This is a genomic window from Nocardia sp. NPDC059240, from assembly GCF_042753865.1.
In the GTDB taxonomy this organism is placed as follows: Bacteria; Actinomycetota; Actinomycetes; order Mycobacteriales; family Mycobacteriaceae; genus Nocardia.
This window is the reverse complement of the sequence record NZ_JBHZAC010000003.1, coordinates 756,315-773,989: the sequence shown is the minus strand read 5'-3', so window position 1 is coordinate 773,989 and position 17,675 is coordinate 756,315. Positions and strand designations below refer to the sequence as shown.

Annotated in this window: 17 protein-coding genes; 8 read left to right on the top strand and 9 right to left on the bottom strand. The window is 67.2% G+C overall.

The features are described from left to right. Positions 1 to 238: 238 nt before the first annotated feature. Positions 239 to 1,591, top strand: coding sequence for a DoxX family protein (locus ACFXHA_RS13905; RefSeq protein WP_379356394.1), 1,353 nt, complete (start codon positions 239 to 241; stop codon positions 1,589 to 1,591). Here the strand turns inward: ACFXHA_RS13905 and ACFXHA_RS13900 are convergent. Continuing rightward, positions 1,578 to 2,534, bottom strand: coding sequence for a hypothetical protein (locus ACFXHA_RS13900; RefSeq protein ID WP_379356392.1), 957 nt, complete (start codon positions 2,532 to 2,534; stop codon positions 1,578 to 1,580). The genes ACFXHA_RS13905 and ACFXHA_RS13900 overlap by 14 nt on opposite strands. A 238-nt stretch (positions 2,535 to 2,772) precedes the next feature. On the opposite strand from ACFXHA_RS13900, the gene cobA reads away from it, so the two are divergent. Beyond that, entirely contained in the window at positions 2,773 to 3,981 is a 1,209-nt protein-coding gene (gene cobA, locus ACFXHA_RS13895) for a uroporphyrinogen-III C-methyltransferase (RefSeq protein WP_379356687.1), read from the top strand. A 52-nt stretch (positions 3,982 to 4,033) separates the two neighbouring features. Further along, on the top strand, positions 4,034 to 5,521 hold the full coding sequence (locus ACFXHA_RS13890; protein WP_379356390.1) for an MFS transporter: 1,488 nt from the start codon (positions 4,034 to 4,036) through the stop codon (positions 5,519 to 5,521). Here the strand turns inward: ACFXHA_RS13890 and ACFXHA_RS13885 are convergent. Together ACFXHA_RS13885 and ACFXHA_RS13880 are read right to left on the bottom strand one after the other, a co-directional pair. Continuing rightward, positions 5,518 to 6,507 carry an SMP-30/gluconolactonase/LRE family protein gene (locus ACFXHA_RS13885; protein ID WP_379356388.1) on the bottom strand — a complete coding sequence of 330 codons (990 nt, stop codon included), beginning with the start codon at positions 6,505 to 6,507 and terminating at the stop codon, positions 5,518 to 5,520. The two genes, ACFXHA_RS13890 and ACFXHA_RS13885, sit on opposite strands and share 4 nt — an antisense overlap. A gap of 51 nt (positions 6,508 to 6,558) precedes the next feature. After that, positions 6,559 to 7,503, bottom strand: coding sequence for an MBL fold metallo-hydrolase (locus ACFXHA_RS13880; protein ID WP_379356386.1), 945 nt, complete (start codon positions 7,501 to 7,503; stop codon positions 6,559 to 6,561). Positions 7,504 to 7,624: 121 nt separating this feature from the next. On the opposite strand from ACFXHA_RS13880, the gene ACFXHA_RS13875 reads away from it, so the two are divergent. Together ACFXHA_RS13875 and ACFXHA_RS13870 are read left to right on the top strand one after the other, a co-directional pair. Beyond that, entirely contained in the window at positions 7,625 to 8,200 is a 576-nt protein-coding gene (locus tag ACFXHA_RS13875; RefSeq protein WP_379356384.1) for a TetR family transcriptional regulator, read from the top strand. A 71-nt stretch (positions 8,201 to 8,271) separates the two neighbouring features. Beyond that, complete coding sequence (locus tag ACFXHA_RS13870; RefSeq protein ID WP_379356382.1) at positions 8,272 to 8,898, top strand: metal-dependent phosphohydrolase; 627 nt, start codon at positions 8,272 to 8,274, stop codon at positions 8,896 to 8,898. On the opposite strand, the gene ACFXHA_RS13865 is transcribed toward ACFXHA_RS13870, so the two are convergent. Next, the gene (locus ACFXHA_RS13865) at positions 8,895 to 9,365 is read right to left on the bottom strand and encodes an Lrp/AsnC family transcriptional regulator (protein ID WP_379356380.1); all 471 of its coding nucleotides are present in this window, start codon (positions 9,363 to 9,365) and stop codon (positions 8,895 to 8,897) included. The two genes, ACFXHA_RS13870 and ACFXHA_RS13865, sit on opposite strands and share 4 nt — an antisense overlap. Positions 9,366 to 9,448: 83 nt before the next feature. Between ACFXHA_RS13865 and ACFXHA_RS13860 the strand changes: the two genes are divergently transcribed. Further along, the gene (locus ACFXHA_RS13860) at positions 9,449 to 10,576 is read left to right on the top strand and encodes a metallophosphoesterase (RefSeq protein ID WP_379356378.1); all 1,128 of its coding nucleotides are present in this window, start codon (positions 9,449 to 9,451) and stop codon (positions 10,574 to 10,576) included. Positions 10,577 to 10,584: 8 nt separating this feature from the next. On the opposite strand, the gene ACFXHA_RS13855 is transcribed toward ACFXHA_RS13860, so the two are convergent. Together ACFXHA_RS13855 and ACFXHA_RS13850 are read right to left on the bottom strand one after the other, a co-directional pair. Beyond that, positions 10,585 to 12,000: an NAD(P)/FAD-dependent oxidoreductase gene (locus ACFXHA_RS13855; RefSeq protein WP_379356376.1), complete on the bottom strand. Its 1,416-nt coding sequence runs from the start codon at positions 11,998 to 12,000 to the stop codon at positions 10,585 to 10,587. Positions 12,001 to 12,355: 355 nt separating this feature from the next. After that, positions 12,356 to 13,141: a siderophore-interacting protein gene (locus tag ACFXHA_RS13850; protein ID WP_379356374.1), complete on the bottom strand. Its 786-nt coding sequence runs from the start codon at positions 13,139 to 13,141 to the stop codon at positions 12,356 to 12,358. Between the two features lie 251 nt (positions 13,142 to 13,392). Here ACFXHA_RS13850 and ACFXHA_RS13845 point away from each other — a divergent pair, with 251 nt between their 5' ends. After that, positions 13,393 to 14,094, top strand: coding sequence for a response regulator transcription factor (locus ACFXHA_RS13845; protein ID WP_379356372.1), 702 nt, complete (start codon positions 13,393 to 13,395; stop codon positions 14,092 to 14,094). Positions 14,095 to 14,132: 38 nt separating this feature from the next. Here the strand turns inward: ACFXHA_RS13845 and ACFXHA_RS13840 are convergent, their stop codons facing one another. Genes ACFXHA_RS13840 through ACFXHA_RS13830 form a run of 3 tightly spaced genes read right to left on the bottom strand, consistent with a single transcriptional unit; the run spans position 14,133 to position 15,622 of the window. Beyond that, the gene (locus tag ACFXHA_RS13840) at positions 14,133 to 14,654 is read right to left on the bottom strand and encodes a nuclear transport factor 2 family protein (RefSeq protein WP_379356370.1); all 522 of its coding nucleotides are present in this window, start codon (positions 14,652 to 14,654) and stop codon (positions 14,133 to 14,135) included. 15 nt (positions 14,655 to 14,669) lie between these two features. Next, complete coding sequence (locus tag ACFXHA_RS13835; protein ID WP_379356368.1) at positions 14,670 to 15,143, bottom strand: hypothetical protein; 474 nt, start codon at positions 15,141 to 15,143, stop codon at positions 14,670 to 14,672. A 20-nt stretch (positions 15,144 to 15,163) separates the two neighbouring features. Continuing rightward, on the bottom strand, positions 15,164 to 15,622 hold the full coding sequence (locus ACFXHA_RS13830; protein WP_379356366.1) for a MarR family winged helix-turn-helix transcriptional regulator: 459 nt from the start codon (positions 15,620 to 15,622) through the stop codon (positions 15,164 to 15,166). 297 nt (positions 15,623 to 15,919) lie between these two features. On the opposite strand from ACFXHA_RS13830, the gene ACFXHA_RS13825 reads away from it, so the two are divergent. After that, positions 15,920 to 17,650, top strand: a complete 1,731-nt coding sequence (locus ACFXHA_RS13825) for an acetyl/propionyl/methylcrotonyl-CoA carboxylase subunit alpha (RefSeq protein WP_379356364.1) — start codon at positions 15,920 to 15,922, stop codon at positions 17,648 to 17,650. Positions 17,651 to 17,675: the final 25 nt, after the last annotated feature.

The following is a 17,675-nucleotide window of genomic DNA, read 5'->3' as shown; positions in this document are numbered from 1 at the left end:
CCGATGTGGTAAGCCCGGTCGGCGCGTCGAGGGAAATGTAACCCGTTCTAAATGTCCACGTAAGGGGATCGGGGAGACCTGTTTCACCAGTACCGGTGACCGGGATGCTGGTTGGTCACTCAGGGTTGGTCGTGCTGGCACGTACGCCTCGAGAAGTAGTTCCTATCAGGCATATTCCGGGTCGGACCGGGGGAAATCCTGGAAGTGCCGAGGAGGTCACGCTCCCTAGCGTCGAAGGGTGCAGTCAATCGATATCGCTGTCGCGCCGGATGACCGACATACCGAACCCGCCCGGTCCTGGAATCCGATCGGGCGCGTTCTCTTCCGATTCGGATTCCTGTATTTCGGGCTCTTCTGTCTCACCTACCCGCAATTGCTGATCGACTTGGTGGGACCGCTGCAGCATTGGCTACCGCGGGACTGGCCACGCCTGTGGATGAGCCCGTCCCTGCCGGTGGTGAAGTGGGTGGGCCACACCGTCTTCGGGGCCGACGTGGTGCTGCACGACACGGGCAGCGGCGACCAGGAGGTGTTCTGGATCCTGCTGTTCTGCGTGCTCGTGATCGCCGCGGCCGGGACCGTGCTGTGGTCCGTGCTGGACCGCGGGCGAGCCGGATACCCCCGGCTGTCGGCGTGGTTCCTGCTCTTCATCCGGGTTTGCCTGGCGGGGCAGATGCTCGGCTACGGCTTCGCCAAGGCGATTCCGACCCAGATGCCCGAACCCGGCCTGGCCACCCTGCTCACCCCCTACGGCGACTTCGCCCCGATGAGCGTGCTGTGGACTCAGGTCGGGGTGTCACCGGTCTACGAAACCCTGCTCGGCACCGCCGAGATCCTGGGCGGCGTGCTGCTCCTGCTGCCGCGCACCCATCTGGCCGGGGTGCTGCTGAGCCTGGTGAGCATGGCTCAGGTGTGGGTGCTGAACATGACCTTCGATGTGCCGGTGAAGCTGCTGTCGTTCCACCTGTTGCTGCTGTGCCTGGTGCTGCTGGTGCCCGAAATGCCGCGGCTGGCCGCCCTGCTGACCGGTCGCGCCGCCGGTCCGGCCGCCACCCCGCAACCGTTCCGGACCCGCCGCGCGATGCGCGTGGCGGCGGCCGCGCAGGTGCTGCTGGTGCTGTGGTTCTCGGCGGGCTACGCCTGGATCGCGTCGGACAACTGGCGCCAATACGGTGGCGGCAGCGCGAAATCCGAGCTCTACGGCATCTGGACGGTCACCGAGTTCGCCCGTGACGGCCAGCCGGTGCCACCGCTGCTGACCGATCAGACCCGTTGGCGGCGACTGGTTTTCGATCAGCCCCAACTTGCCGTCGTACAAGGGATGGACGATGAGATGACGGCATTGGGCGCGCGAATCGACACCGGCACACATCGGGTGGTGCTGCACTCGATGAAGACGGACACGGATCTCGCCGATCTCGGCTATACACAGCCGACTCCGAATCGGCTGGTGCTCGACGGTCGGCTCGACGGGCATGCGGTCACCATCGAGTTCGATCAGGTCGATCTCGGCAGCCTGCCGTTGCGGGCGGGCCACGGCCTGCACCTGATCCAGGAGGACGCGAACTTCGGCAAGCTCATGGGGGAGTGATGTCGTCGGCCTGGTTGGTCCACAACGGATTCGGTGTCGTGAACTCACCGCCCGCCGCGAAGGCGAGCCGGGCGTCCTCGCGGCCGAGTAGACGGGCGGCCAGCCAGGCGGTCGGATAACCGAGGTACCCGAATACGCCGGAGGTGCAGGGCCAAGATGCGGTCGCGCAGTCCGGTTCGCCCTGCACATCATTGTGATTCGGCCCGACCAGCGTCCCCCAGGCTTTCGGTGTTCCGCTTGGCACCGCGTCGTAGTAGGCGCGTATCGACTGCAGGCCGGCGACCTGCCGCGGCAGCGCCTGTTCAGAGGGTGAGATGGGGATGTCCGCCGAGCCGTTCACGAAGAACACCGAATCACCGGCGATACGGCTGGTATCCGCGCAGGATCCGCCGAGACACCAGACCTGCGCCGGAAGTTCGATCGGTATCGCGGTGCGGATCCGGCCGCCGGAATTCGCCATGGCGTTCAGTGCGCCGGTGGCTCCCTGCGAGTGCCCTACCGCCCCAATCGCGTTCGCGTCCAGCCGGTCGTGGAACACGCTCGCCGGATCGTCTGCCAGCGCCAGCAGTTTGTCGACCGCGCCGGCGATATCGACGCCGGATCCGGTGGCCGCGTTCTCGGTGGCGATTACCACGAAACCCCAGGACGCGAAATGCCGCAGCAGGTAGTCGTATTGGCTCGGATGCGCGTTGGTCCCGTCGCCCCAGGTGAGGATGGGATGGCGGAATCCGTTGGCCCCCAGGTCGGTCGGATACCAGATGTCGTAGGCCGAGCCGGTGGAATCGCAGCAGGCGAAGGCGTGCTGCGCGGTCACCGCCCACGGCCCGGCTTGCGAATAGTGTGCTTCCACTGTCGAATCCGCGTGCCCTGTCACCGCGGGCACCCCGAAGACGAACAGCGCGGCGAGCAGGAAACTGCGAATCAGCGCGGCGCAGCGGGTCATAGCTATTCAGCATAAGAACGGTGGCGGGTTCTCGTCGCAAGACGGCGGGTTCTCCTCACGGGCGAGCCGCGAAGGTGAAGTTCCTCTCGATCGCACTTCGGTTTGCTGGACAGCAGCCGGGCGATTATCGGCCGCCGCCGGGCACGCCGTAGGCTGAATCCTTGTGCAGAACGCCTCAGCCACCCCCGATGACCAGCCGGTTCCGGATTCGCAAGCCCCGTCCGGTGACCCGAACTACCTGGTCGGCCTCGATCTGAACGGTCGCCGCGTGGTCGTGGTCGGCGGCGGCACGGTCGCGCAGCGGCGGCTCGGGCTGCTCATCGCCTCCGGTGCGGCCGTGCACGTGATCAGCCGGGAAGTGACCCCGGCGGTCGAGGGCATGGCCACCTCCGGCCAGCTCACCGTCGAATTGCGCGCCTACGCCGACGGCGATCTGGACGGCGCCTGGTACGTGATGGCCTGCACCGACGAACCCGAGACCAATGCGGCCGTGGTCGCGGAGGCCACCCGCCGCCGCGTCTTCTGCGTGCGCGCCGACACCGCCCGCCTCGGCACCGCCGTCACCCCGGCGACCGCCCGCTACGACGGCATGACCCTCGGCGTCCTCGCGGGCGGCGCCCACCGCCGCTCCGCAGCCGTGCGCAATGCCCTGCTCGAGGCGCTGCAATCCGGTGTGGTGACCGATGATTCGGCTCCCGTCACCCCCGGCGTCGCCCTGGTCGGCGGCGGCCCCGGCGACCCCGACCTGATCACCGTGCGCGGCCGCCGCCTGCTGGCCCGCGCGAATCTCGTTGTCGCCGACCGCCTCGCACCCCCGGAACTGCTCGCCGAACTCGGCCCCGACGTCGAGGTCATCGACGCCGCCAAGATCCCCTACGGCCGCGCCATGGCCCAGGAACACATCAACGCCGCCCTCATCGAGGGCGCGAAGGCCGGCAAGTTCGTGGTCCGCCTCAAGGGCGGCGACAACTACGTCTTCGGCCGCGGCTACGAAGAACTCGAAGCCTGCGTCGACGCGGGCATCCCGGTCACGGTCGTCCCGGGCGTCACCAGCGCCATCTCGGTCCCGGCCCTCGCCGGCATCCCGGTCACGCATCGCGGCGTCACCCACGAGTTCGTGGTGGTCAGCGGCCATGTCGCGCCCGATCACCCGGATTCCTTGGTCGATTGGCCCGCCCTGGCCAAACTGCGCGGCACCATCGTCCTGCTGATGGCCGTCGAGCGCATCGAAAAGTTCGCCGACGCCCTCATGGCCGGTGGCCGCACCGCGGACACCCCGGCCACGGTGATCCAGGAAGGCAGCCTCCGTACGCAGCGTATTTTGCGCGCTGACCTGGCCACCATCGCCGAAAGTGTCCGCAGCGAAGGCATCCGCCCGCCCGCGATCATCGTCATCGGCCCAACCGCCGGATTCACGGCAGGCGCACCAGAATCCGACCGGTCCTGACTGCACACAGCGAGGCCCATGCCCCGCCCACTGCATCCATTACAGTGGGCGGGTGCTCGATAATCCCGCTGCGACGATGCAGTATCCGGTGACCAAGCGGGCGTTCGGGCTCGCCATTCTCGTCTTGAGCGGGTTGCAGCTGATGGTGGTGCTCGACGGCACCGTCATGATCCTGGCGCTCCCGCGACTACAGGAGCAGCTCGGCCTGTCCAGCGCGGGTAGTGCGTGGACGGTCACCGCCTACGGTCTCCCGTTCGCGGGCCTGATGCTCCTGGGCGGACGACTCGGCGACTCGTTCGGCCGCAAGCGGATGCTGATCCTGGGCGTCGCCCTGTTCACGCTCGCCTCCGCCCTGTGCGGCACCGCGCAGAACGAAGCCTGGCTGATCGCCGCCCGCGCCCTGCAGGGCACGGGTGCCGCGATCGCCGCGCCGACCGCGTTCGCGCTGGTGGCCAGCACCTACGCGCCCGGTCCGGCCCGCAATCAGGCGGTCGCCATCTTCGGATCCATGGTCGGCGTCGGCTCGGTCGGCGGTCTGGTCATCGGCGGCGCGCTCACCCAGGTCGACTGGCGCTGGATCTTCTGGATCAACGTGCCGATCGGCGCGCTCATCGTGTGGGGTGCGATCTCCCAGCTGCGCGACACCGCGCACCAGCGCATGTCGATGGATGTGCGCGGCGCGATCCTGGGCACGGTCGCCTGTGTGTCGATCGTCTTCGGTGCCACCGAGGGACCCGAAATGGGTTGGGACAGTCCGGTGATCCTGGGCGCGCTGATCGGCGGCCTGGTCCTGCTGCTGGTGTTCGTCTTCGCCGAGCGCGATGTGCAGAACCCGCTGCTGCCGTGGTCGCTGTTCGACAGCCGCGACCGCGTGATCACCTTCGCCGCCATCTTCCTGGCTTCCGGCGTGCTCGGCGCGACCACCTTCTTCGTCGCCCAGTTCCTGCAGAACGTGTTGCGCTACAGCCCTTTGCAGGCCGGTCTGGCCAGCATCCCGTTCACCCTCGGCGCGGGCGTCGGCACCGCGGTGGCGTCCAAGGCGTGCATGTACGTCAAGGCGCGCTGGCTGCTGCTGGCCGCGGCGACGGTGTTGTCGGGTGCCCTGTATTTCGGTTCCACCCTGGACAGTTCGGCCGACTACTTCCCGACCCTGCTGGTGATGATGTCGATCGTCGGCTTCTGCATCGGCGTGGCCATCGTGATCCTGCCGCTGTGTGTGCTGGTGGGCGTGGACATGGCCCATATCGGCCCGCTGTCGGCGGTCGGGCAGATGTTCATGAACATGGGCACCCCGTTCGCGGTCGGCATTCTGAGCCCGGTCGCCCTCTCGCGCACGCTGTCGCTGGACAAGAGCGCGAAGGGCAAGGTGAGCGAGATGTCGCCGCACGCGATCGACGCGCTCGGCCACGGGTACACCTTCGTCCTGCTGGTGTGCGCGCTGGGCACCGCGATCATGGGTGTGCTCGCATTGACCTTGCGCTACACGCCCGCCCAACTGGCCCAGGCCCAGCACGCGCAGGACGAGGCCCAGAAGAATTAAGGCAGCGAGGTGACCGCTATCGCCGATTCGCTGAGGCTGCCCAGGTAGATCACTCCATCCTGTTCGGCAACCCCGGTGACGAGCGCATAGTCGGTGCCCTCGCGCTGCAGGTCGTGAATCAGCCTGCCGTCGAAGTCGAAGGCCTGCACCCACACCGTGCGCACCGGTTTCGGTTGCAGGCGGTCGGGAATCGCCCAGACCAACTGGCGCAGCACGCCGGGCAGCGGAAGCAGCATGTCCAGCAGCGGATTTCGCAGCGATACCAGCGCCACCCAGATCAGCCCGTCGCTGCCGAGCCCCATATTGTCGGGGAAGGCGGGCAGGTTCTCGGTGAAGTAGTCGTGGGTGCCCGCCTTCGGCCCGGTCAGCCAATACCGGGTGATGCTGTAGCCGCCGGTCTCGGCGACGAGCACGCACGACCGGTCCGGGGCCAGCACGATGCCATTGGCGAATTTCAGTCCGTCGACGAGGGTTTCGACGCTGCCGTCCGGATTGCGCCGCAGCAGCCGCCCGGTTTCGGAGTGCTCGATGATGTCGCCCATGTACTGCTCGAGCTTCCAGCGTCGGGTCGACTCGGAGAAGTAGATGGTGTCGCCGTCGGCGAACACATTGCTGGTGAAGTTCAACGGCACCCCGTCGACCTCGCTGACCAGTACCTCGAACTGTCCACCGGGTTTGTCGAGGCGTAGCAGTCCGCGTTCGGCGTCGCAGATCAGCAGTGACCCATCGGGATTCGCGTGCAACCCGAGCGGCCGGCCGCCGGTGTGCCCGATCTCTTCGACCGTCCCGTCGCGGGGATCGACGGCGACCAGTGTGCCCTCGGCGAGTCCGGCGATCACTCTGCCGTCGGCGGCGACCACCACATCTTCGGGCCCGGTGCCGGGTACTTCGAGCAATCTCACCGGCGGCATCGGTGGCTCGCTGTGACTTTCGTGCGCGCGCGGCGTCGCCTTGGGCGGCGTCCAGCGTCGGGGCTGCATAGACATGACTTCATCCAACACCCCCGCGCGCGTCGTGGATACCGATCGGAATGTCGCTCAGGGCTGCGAATCGCGGTAGGCCGCCAGCACGTTCAGCCGGTGCAGATGGCCCAGCAACTGTTCGAACTCCGGGGTCGCATGCACATTCGCGGGCAGCCGCAGCAGCGCCGGGGTGGGGATGCGCTCGATCGTCTCCTCGACCGTCCAGCCCGCCGCGACGGCCTTGCCGACCTCGTCGCGCAGCAGCTCGAGGTACTCGATGAAGTTGCGCAGCGCCGCCGGGCCGTCACCCATCGGGCCGTGACCGGGTACCACCAGCTTCACCGGCAGCGTCTGCTGCATGGCGCGCAGACTCTCCAGATACGGTCCCGGCCCGCCCTCCAGCAGCATCGGCGGCAGCCCGGCGCTCATCAGGAAATTGCCGGTCCACGCGGTGGCGGTCTCGGGTTCGAAGACGATGGTGTCGCCGGGGCCGTTGCCGGGCCCGAAGTGCCACAGCTGCACGGTCTTTCCGCCCAGGTCGATCTCGGCGTACCGGTCGAAGACCACCTCCGGCTTGCGCCAGACGGTGACGGTGGCGAGGGGGTTCTGGTCGCCGCGCATGTTGCCGAAGCGCATCTGCTTCTCGTAGTCGAGGTCGCGCATGCTGTCGCGATTGGCGCGTGAACTGATGATGGTGACCGACTCGGGGAAGGCGGCGTTCCCGAAGGTGTGGTCCCCGTGATAGGTCGTATTGACCAGGTAGCGCAGCGGTTTGTCGGTGAGCCGCGCGACGATCCCCTGAATCTGCTGGGACACTGCGCCATTGATGCCCGCGTCGATGACCAGTGCGGCGCCGCGTCCGACGATCACCCCGTTGTTGTCCTTGGGTGGGATATTGGCCAGCAGCGCGTGCACGCCCGGCCCGATCTCGTGCGGCTGCAGTTCCAGTCCGGCGGGGTTGAGGTTGGGGCCGAGGTAGTCCTGCGGCCGCTCGGCGAGTTCGCGGGTCTGGTCGTTCATCGTTTCGTCCTTACTGCGCAAGCATTTTCAGTGCCAACAAGCGTTGGTCAACGTCTGTTGGCACTGACGGTAGCGCGGGGGCCGTTTGTCTGTCAACAGATGTTGGCCTACGCTTGTGGGCATGAATGTGGAGACGACTCCCCGGCGTTCGGACGCCACCCGGGCCGCCATCTTGGAGGCCGCCCGCCGCCGCTTCGCCGAGGACGGCTATCGCAAGGCGACCATTCGCGCCATCGCCGCCGACGCCGGCATCGATCCGTCGATGGTGATGCGCTACTACGGCAACAAGGACGGATTGTTCGACGCCGCACTGGATGTCGACCTGGAGCTACCGGATCTCGGTGCCGCCGCATCGGATTCGCTGGGCGCGCTGCTGGCGGGTCGCTTCCTCGAGCTGTGGGAACAGCCACCGACCAGCGACATCCTGCTGACCCTGCTGCGTTCGGCGGTGACCGACGAGGAGGTGCACGAGCGGATGCAGCGCATCTTCACCGGTCAGCTCATGCCCGCCGTACTGCGTTTCGGCGATCCGGCGGACGCGCCGCACCGGGCGGGCCTGATCGCCACCCAGATCCTGGGATTGGCCCTGTGCCGCTACGTATTGCGGCTGCCCCCGGTGGTGGCGCTCACCCCCGAGCAGGTGGTCGCCGATATCGGGCCGACCATTCAGCGCTACCTGACCCTGGGCACCGACTGATCTTGCTCCGTGGCGAAAACCACCCAGCCGAGGGGGTTTTCTCCGGACCGAAGTTCGGTCACACTGCCCCGATGGGGAATAGCCTGCACGCGGATCTGCTGGACCGTTGGACGAAATTGGCCGGGCCGCAAGCACGCCCGGTCGGCGAGGACCTGATCCGCCGCTACAGCGAGCCACACCGCCGCTACCACACCGTCGAACACCTGGCCGCCATGCTCGCCGTCATCGACGACCTGGCCGCCGACGCCGACGACCTGGACGCCGTCCGCTACGCCGCCTTCTTCCACGACGCCGTCTACGCCATGGACGGCACGGACAACGAGGAAGCCAGCGCCCGCCTGGCCGAAACCACCCTGCCCACACTGGGTGTCGACGCCGAAACGGTCGCCGAGGTGGCCCGCCTGGTCCGGCTGACCGGCGGCCACCACCCCGACCCCGCCGACCGCAACGGCGCCGTCCTCTGCGACGCCGACCTGGCCATCCTCGCGGCCGCCCCCGCCGTCTACGCCGCCTACGCCGTCAATGTCCGCGCCGAATACGCCCACGTCCCCGACAACCTCTTCCGCCCCGGCCGCGCCGCGGTGCTGAAAGCCCTGGCCGAACAGCCGGACCTGTTCCGCACCCCCATCGCCCGCGCCCGCTACGAAACCGCCGCCCGGGTGAACCTCTCCGCCGAAATCGCGGCGCTCACCGACTAACGAGTCCCGTATTTGTAGGTTTGTTTGCGGAGTTTCAGGTAGACCATGATTTCGGCGTGGCGGACTCCGGCCAGGCCGCGGATTCGGTTGGAGACCAGGTCCAGGAGGGCTTCGTCGTCGGGGCAGACCGCTTCGCAGAGGATGTCGTAGCGGCCGGCGCAGACCACTACGTAGTTGATTTCCTCGATGGTGGCGAGGGTGTCGGCGACCGGTTGGACGGGGCCGTCGACGGTGATCGCGATCATGGCTTGGCGGAACAGGCCGACTTGCAGGGGGTCGGTGACCGCCACGATCTGGATGACACCGGCGTCGGCGAGCTTCTGGACGCGCTGGCGGACCGCCGCTTCCGACAGGCCGACCGACTTGCCGATGGTGGCGTAGGCGCGGCGCCCGTCCTCCTGCAATTGGGCGATGATCCGCTTGGAGAGGTCGTCGAGGATGGGGGCTCCCCGGGTCTGATCGGTCACGAGAGATCATCCTTCCCGCTGGGCACGGTACGTTGGATAGCACGCCGAATCCGGCGCTTTCGGTCCGGTAAGGATGATCTCCCGTGAAGTACGTTCCGCGCGCGGTTCTGTTCCTCGTGATTCCCGCGCTCCTGTTCGCCCTGCCGTGGTGGCTGCTGGTGTACACCACCCTGTCCGGGCCCGCGTTCTGGCTGGGTACCGCGGTGTTCGCGCTCGGCTATCTCGCGCTGCCGGCGGGCATGCTGCTCGGGCACGGCCCGCGGCAGTCGGATGCCGCGTCCCTGATCGGGGACACGCTGCTGGGCGTGATGTGGGTGGGTTTCACCTGGTCGGCGATCGGTGCGGTGGTGCGCGGGGTGCTCGCGGTCGCGGGCGTGGACGATCCGGCGCGCTCGCGTGTCGTGGCGGTCGGGGTGCTGGCCGTGTGGGCGGTGCTGACCGCGCACGCGATCTACGAGGCGCGGCGGCTGCCGCGGGTGCGCACGGTCGAGGTCGACATCCCGAATCTCGGTGCGGGACTGGACGGTTTGCGGCTGGTCGTGGTCACCGACACCCATTTCGCCGCGACGGATCGGCTGCGCTGGTCGGAGCGGGTGGTCGACGAGGTGAACGCGCAGCGTCCCGATATCGCCTGTCACGCGGGCGATCTCGCCGACGGGTCGGTGGCCGCGCGCAAGGCGCAGGTCGACCCGCTGGGCAAGGTCGAGGCCGAGTACGGCCGCTTCTACATCACCGGCAATCACGAATACTTCGGTGACGCCCCCGGCTGGATCGACCACATGTCCGGCCTGGGCTGGCGTCCGCTGCGCAACGAACACCAGGTCATCACCCGCAATGGCGACAGCCTGGTGCTCGCGGGCATCGACGACCCCACCGGCGCGGCGCTGCCCGGCCACGGCCCCGACATCCGCACGGCCCTCGCCGACGCAGACCCGGCCTTGCCGGTCGTCCTGCTGGCTCATCAGCCCAAGCAGGTCACCGACGCGGTTTCCGCCGGTGTGGCCCTGCAGATTTCGGGCCACACCCACGGCGGCCAGATCTGGCCCTTCCGCTACCTGGTCCGCCTCGATCAGCCGGTAGTGGCGGGTCTCTCCCGCCACGGCGACCACACCCAGCTCTACACCAGCCGCGGCACCGGCTTCTGGGGTCCGCAGTTGCGCCTCTTCGCTCCGAGCGAAATCACCGTCCTGATCCTCCGCACCCCCAAGTAGTCGGCCATTCAGCTGTCGAACCCCAAGCCCGTGTAGTCCAGGGTTTTCAGCCACAGGTTGCGCCGTCCCTGGTGGGCGTCGGCGCGGGCCAGGGACCAGCGGGTGAGGTGAATTCCCGCGGAGCGCAACGGTTCCGGGGGCAGGGGGAGGGGGCGGGAGCGGACCAGGCGCAGGCGGGTGCGTTCGGTGTCGAGGTTCCAGAGGCGGTCGAGCATGACTTCCGCGCCGAAGCGGGTCGCGCCCACGCCCAGTCCGGTGTAGCCGGCGGCGTAGGCGAGTTTGCCCTTGTAGGCCGAGCCGAAGAAGGCGCAGAAGCGGCCGCAGGTGTCGATCACGCCGCCCCAGCGATGCGTGAAGCGCAGCCCGTCGAGTTGCGGGAAGGTCTGGAAGAAGTGCGCCGCCAGGGTTTCGAAGGTGGCCTCGTTGTACTCCAGGGTCGGGGCGATGCGGTTGCCGAAGTGGTAGATCGCGTCGTAGCCGCCGAACAGGATGCGGTTGTCGCTGGTCAACCGGTAGTAGTGGAAACGGTAGGAGGCGTCGCCGAGTCCCATGCGGGTGCGCCAGCCGATGCTGTCGAGCTGTTCGGCGGTCAGCGGTTCGGTCATCAGCGCGTAGTCGTAGACGGGCACCACATGCCGTGACACCTTGGGCAGTGGGCCCGCGAAAGCGCTGGTGCACAACGCAACCCGGGGCGCACGCAGCTCCCCGTGCGGCGTGTGCAGGGTCAGGGTCCCCGCACAGGATTTCGAAATGCGTTGCACGGGAGTGCCTTCGTAGATCCGCACCCCCGATTCGATACAGGCCCGCCGCAATCCCCATGCCAGCCGCGCCGGATCCAGCATGGCCACGCCGTCGCGATCCCACCACCCGCCGAGATAGGTGGGGGAGTGCACCATGCCCTGCATCTGCCCGGCATCCAGCAATTCGGTGCGGTAGCCGAGGGATTCGGCCGCGTCGTGACTCTCGCGCAGCCAGTCGACCTCGTGTGGTGCGGTGGCGACCTCCATCTCCCCGGTGCGCTCGAAATCGCAGTCGATGCCGTAGCGCAGCATGGCCTTCTCGATATCGTCGAGGTTGGAGCGGCCGAGCCGTTCGAGCTGGTCGATCTCGTCGGGGAAGCGTTCCATGCCATTCGCGAGGCCGTGGGTGAGGCTGGCGGAACAGAATCCGCCGTTGCGCCCGGAGGCGGCGTGCCCGCACAGCCCGGATTCCAGCAGCACCACGTCGGTGCCGGGATTGCGTTCCTTGGCCAGCAGCGCGGTCCACAGTCCGCTGTAGCCGCCGCCGATGACGGCCAGATCCGCCTCGGTGGCGGTGGTCAGGGGATCGGTAGGGGTCGGCCGTTCGGGCCGATCGGTCCAGTAAGGCGTCGGCACCGCATCGATGAGCGCCGACGCCGACAGTTTGCTTCCTTTGGCCGACATGGCCGATCAACTCCTTCTCCGGGGATGGTGGTGCCATCCGTGTGTGCAGAAATGCGAAAACCCCGACCCGGGTATGTCAAAAGACCGCCGGTCGGTCCACGAATGGACGACCGGCGGTCGAGGATGGGGTCAGCTGGTGGCGGCGCGATCGTCGCAGCGGCGGCGCATGCGCAGCTGCCCGGCGATATTCAGGGCTGCGTGCTGCAGCCTCGGGTCCAACCCGGCGGTGCGGGTTTCCACGGTCAACCACCTCAGAACGTGATGTGTGCCGTGAGGATAGCCCATGTTCGGAGGGAATATCGGAACCGGGACCGACCGTGTCGACGCTGTTACCCGGCCGGTAGCGGGGTGGATTTCAGTCCATGCCGCGGCGGCCCGGCGTCCAGAAGGGCTTGGTGTGGATCGCACGGCGCGGCCAATGCCGCTCTTGTACAAGGTGTTTCACCAGCATCTGAATCGTGCGGGCCTCCCCGGCGAGGTAGGCGTTGCCCGGGGTGTGCGGCAACTCGAGTTCGCGGACCGCGTCGACCAGGATTTCCGAACGAGCGGCCGAGGCCGTCCCGCGCAGCGGGTGGGCCAACTCGGCCGCCCGGGGCAGGGGCAGCCGATCCTCGGCGGTGGCCGTTTCGATCGCACCGTAGACGGCGACCTCGGCGGGCACCGCACCGAGCATGGCCCCGAGTGCGACCGAGGCGGTCTCCTCGCCGGCGAACAGGTGATAGGGCGCGGCGGCCCGCAGGGTGAACGAGCCTTCGGGGCCACGGAATCGAACCCGTTGGCCGACAACGGCATTGCGCCCCCAGCGCGCTCCCGGTCCATCGCCGTGATCAAGCACGCACAGGTCCAGTTCGCCGCTCTCGCGATCGAAATGCCACACCGAATACGTGCGCAGATCGCCGACCCGCGCCAGCACCCCGTCGGCCGCGCTGTCGCCGGTGGCGACCCGGACGTGCTGGCCGCGCAGCCAGTCCGATTGCCGGAGCGTCTGGCCCGCGATGCGAATTCGGTGCGCGCGGGCGGCGATTCGCTCGGTTTCCGAGATCAGTCCCGTGGTGAAGAACTGGTCCAGCAGCAGGTCGCTCAGATCGCGCGATCGGTGGACGGCGACACTATCCGATGCCGATTTGCCAGTGTTTGTCATGGGAATCCTTCAATTCGTAATTTAGTGATGCTCCAGAAATACATACCGATCGGCCTCTATTTTCGAGAATGCGTTGCGGTTCAATATTCTCGATATTGTTAGATACCTCACTACTTTCTTGAACAATCCGCTTCGATTTGAACCCGGCCGGAAGATCGCCTATTCTCGAGAGAATTGAAACACCCGGCCGCCCGTGGAAGTGTGGTCGTCAGCGCGACGCTTCGTGTCCTAGACGGTGGTGGATTCCGAATATGACTCATATCTCGGCCCTGGAAAGATCCTGGCGAATTCTGATAGCGACGAGTACGGGCGACTGCGGGGGTTTGATCCAGGAGTTGCCGCGCTACGGTCATCAGGTGGCCACGGTCGATACCGGAAGAATGGCCATGAAGCTGTCCGATCGCGCCGATCTGCTGCTGCTCGATCCGGATCTCACCGACTTCGACGGTTTCGCGGTCTGTCGATCGATTCGCGAACGACATGCCCTGCCGATCATCGTGATCACCGATCGCACCTCCGAGCTGGATTGTGTACTCGGTCTGCGCTCGGGCGCCGACGACTATCTCACCCGGCCGTTCGGCATCCGGGAACTCATGGCGAGAATCGAATCCGTCATGCGTCGTGCCTGCCCGGACCCCCTGGTGGAGGCCCCCTCGGTGACCCGCTGCGGATCGCTGCGAATCGACGATATGGCCCGCGAAGTGACGCTGTACGGCAGGCCGATCGTGTTGACCAGGAAGGAATTCGACCTGCTGAGCCTGCTGTCGCGGCGACCCGGAGTCGTGGTGCCGCGGCAGCAGATCCTCAGTGAGGTGTGGGACGGGTCGTGGTCGCAGCACACCGTGGACACCCACGTGAGCAGCCTGCGCGCGAAATTGGGTTCGAGCGACTGGATCGTCGCGGTCCGCGGTATCGGATTCAAGCTGATGCCCTCCGCCGAGATCTCGGCATGACGATGGCCGCCGGATCGGGGAGCCGGCGGCCGTTCGCATCATTCCCCCACGGCGATGACGTTCAAGTTCTCGTCGAAGAGGTAACCGGCGGGGGCTTCACCGGTGCGCAGCACCTTGGTCAGTTTCATTCGACTCAGCCGCCAGCCCGCGAAGGTGCGGCGGGCGTCCGCTTCGATATAGCCCCAGACCAGCAGTGGCGGCGAGTCCGCCGTCACGTGCCGGTGTGTCGCGGTGAGATTCAGCCGGACCACCGCGATATCGCCGTGGACATCGGCATGGCAATCGGTGGTGACGTGATGGGTCGGGCCGAACAGCGCGACCACTTCGGTCATGTGCTCGGCGAGTCCGTCGATGCCCCGATAATCCTCGGGCGGCAATTCCAGCAGGACGTCGCTGGTGAAGATGGATTCGGCCCATTCGTCATTCATGGACTTGCGGTCCTCGAAGAAAAAGAAGGTATCGAAAAGCGCCGCGATATCACGCTGATCGCGCAGTTCGCGAACTTCGAGGCGCAAGGCCGCGATCTCGTCGCGGAGTTCGATTTCGACATTGTTTCGCATTGTTCATCCCTGAAATTATCCGCTACCCGCGGCAACGGTTGGATCCGAATTTGTCATGCCGAATCGGCCGGTGAGCCGGAGCCCGTCGCGAATGTTCAACGACATCAGCGCGATATTGGTCGCCCCCGCGATCAGTTCGATGGCCTGCACGCAGTAGAAGGTGACGCCGAAGTCACCGTCGCCGGCGAGTACGGCCAGGGTGATCGCGGAGGGAACGAGAACAAGCAGGCCATTGGCCGCGATGAAGGGCATCCGGCGCTTCTTGGCGAGGATGGTCGGCGCGGTGGCTCCGGCCGACATTCGAAAGCCGCTGGCCCCGGTGATCGCCAGGGCCAGGACGAGGATGGGCAGGGCCCAGGGAATGGTCTGCTTCAGGGTGGTGATGTCGTGCTTGGATCCGAAGATCTCCGTCAGCACGGTCGAGAGCCAGAAGATGAGGATGGTGGTCAGTCCGAGTGCGCCCGCGATGGGATGAATGCGGGAGAGCATGGGTTACCTCTCTTTGTCGGTCAGGTGGCCCGATCGGCTTCGAGGTTGCCGATGGCCTGTCGGGCCATCCGGAGGAAGTCTTCTTCCCGGGTGTCCGGAAACCCGGCGGTGGCAATGTCATTCACCTCGAGCGCGGCCGCGACCAGGGCGGCACGCAGTTCCTGGGCACGTGCGGTGAGGTGGATCAGCGCCCGTCGCCCGTCCGCGGGGTCGGCGGTGCGCCGGATCAGCCCGTCACGTTCCATCCGTTTGAGCGTGTGGGCCATGGTCGACTGGTCGATGCGCACCTTCTCGCAGAGCTCGTTCTGCGTGACGCCGTCCTTCTCGTACAGCGCCAGCAGTTGCGCGAATTGTCCTGGCACCACCCCGTGTTCGGCGATCCGGTCGCGCAACGCCTGCTCCATGAGCCGGGCGAGGTGATTGATCACGTATCCCAGTGAGGTGCGCCGATCCATCGGCAGCGTCCCGAGCGGTTCCATGCCCACCTTCCCTCGATGTTCACGAGCTGAACTCGAGAATACATGGCAAGCCATGTAATGGCGACCGCTGGAGAAACGCCTGGTGACGGGGGTGGGGTCGGCATCGTAGGGGTGACCGGCCCGCGCGGCAATCGGGCGGAGAAGAAATTGAAGCGCACCGGAGGAATCGGACTAACTCCGAACTCTCGAGGCGATCGGCCATGCAGCTTCTGAAGGTTCCCGGACCCGCCGTTCACCCCGCGTCGATCTTGCTTACCCACGATTGTCCCTGAACCCCAACGACTTTCAGGAGACACCGTGCGAAAAGTGTTGATCGCCAACCGCGGTGAGATCGCGGTGCGCATCGTGCGAGCGTGCCGGGATGCCGGGATCACCTCGGTCGCGGTGTACGCGACCCCCGATCGCGATGCCGTTCATGTGCGCGCCGCCGACGAGGCCTACGCGCTCGGCGGCGATACGGCCACGACCAGCTACCTGAATATCGAGGCGGTCCTCGCCGCGGCGCGTGCGGCCGGCGCGGACGCCGTCCACCCGGGTTACGGATTCCTTTCCGAGAACGCCGATTTCGCCGCGGCGGCGCTGGCGGCGGGACTGCTCTGGATCGGCCCGCCCGCGCAGGTCATTCGCGATCTCGGCGACAAGGTGACCGCCCGGCGCATCGCCGCCGCGGCCGGTGCGCCGATCGTGGCCGGGAGTCCCGGCCCGGTCTCGGATGCCGACGAAGTCATCGCCTTCGCGCGCAAGCACGGATTGCCGGTCGCGATCAAGGCGGCGTTCGGCGGTGGCGGCCGTGGACTGAAAGTGGCACGCACACTGGCGGAAATCCCGGAGTGCTTCGACTCCGCGGTGCGCGAGGCGCGGGCCGCGTTCGGGCGTGGTGAGTGCTTCGTGGAGCGGTATCTGGACCGGCCCCGGCATGTGGAGACCCAGTGCCTGGCCGATATGGCGGGCACCGTGGTCGTGGTCTCGTCCCGGGACTGCTCGCTGCAACGGCGGCATCAGAAGCTCGTGGAGGAAGCGCCCGCCCCGTTCCTGACCGCACTGCAGCGGGCGGCGCTGGTCGACGCTTCCAAGTCGATCCTGCGGACGGCGGGCTACCGGGGCGCGGGCACCTGTGAGTTCCTGGTCGGGGCCGATGGCGCGCTGTCGTTCCTGGAGGTCAATACCCGGCTCCAGGTGGAACACCCGGTCACCGAGGAGGTTACGGGCATCGATCTGGTGCGGGAGCAGCTGCGCCTGGCCGATGGCGGACTGCTCGACTACCCCGATCCCACCCCGCGCGGGCATTCCATCGAGTTCCGCATCAATTGCGAGGACGCCGGCCGCAACTTCCTGCCCGGCCCCGGCGTCGTGTCCCGCTATCGGCCGCCGAGCGGGCCCGGCGTGCGCCTGGACTCCGGCATCGAGGCCGGTAGCGTGGTCGGCGCGCAGTGGGATTCGTTGCTGGCCAAACTCATTGTCACCGGCGAGGATCGGGCGCAGGCGCTGCAGCGGGCGGCTCGCGCGCTGGCGGAATTCGAGATCGACGGCCTGCCGACCACCTTGCCCCTGCACCGCGCGGTGGTGTCGGATCCGGACTTCACCGGTGCGCCCTTCCGGGTGCATACCCGCTGGATCGAGACCGAGTTCCGCAACACCATCGCCGCGCATACCGAAGCCGTTGCGGCGGAGGATATTCCGGAGCGTCGCGAGACCGTGGTGGTGGAGGTGCGCGGCAGGCGGGTCGAGGTGACCGTCCCCGCGCGCGGCGCGAAACCCGCCGCTCGCCCCGTGTCACGAGCCGCGCGAGCCGGCTCGGCAGCGCGGCCCAGCGGCGACACCCTGACCGCACCGATGTCCGGAACGCTGGTGAAAGTCGCTGCCACAGAAGGCGACTCGGTCACCTCCGGCCAGCTCATCGCGGTGATCGAGGCGATGAAGATGGAGCAGCCGATCACCGCCCACAAGGCGGGCACCGTGGTCGGGCTGATCACCGAGATCGGGCGGAGCATCGGCACCGGCGCCGTGCTCTGCCGAATCCAGAACTGAACTCCGAATCCAGCACTGAGGGAGC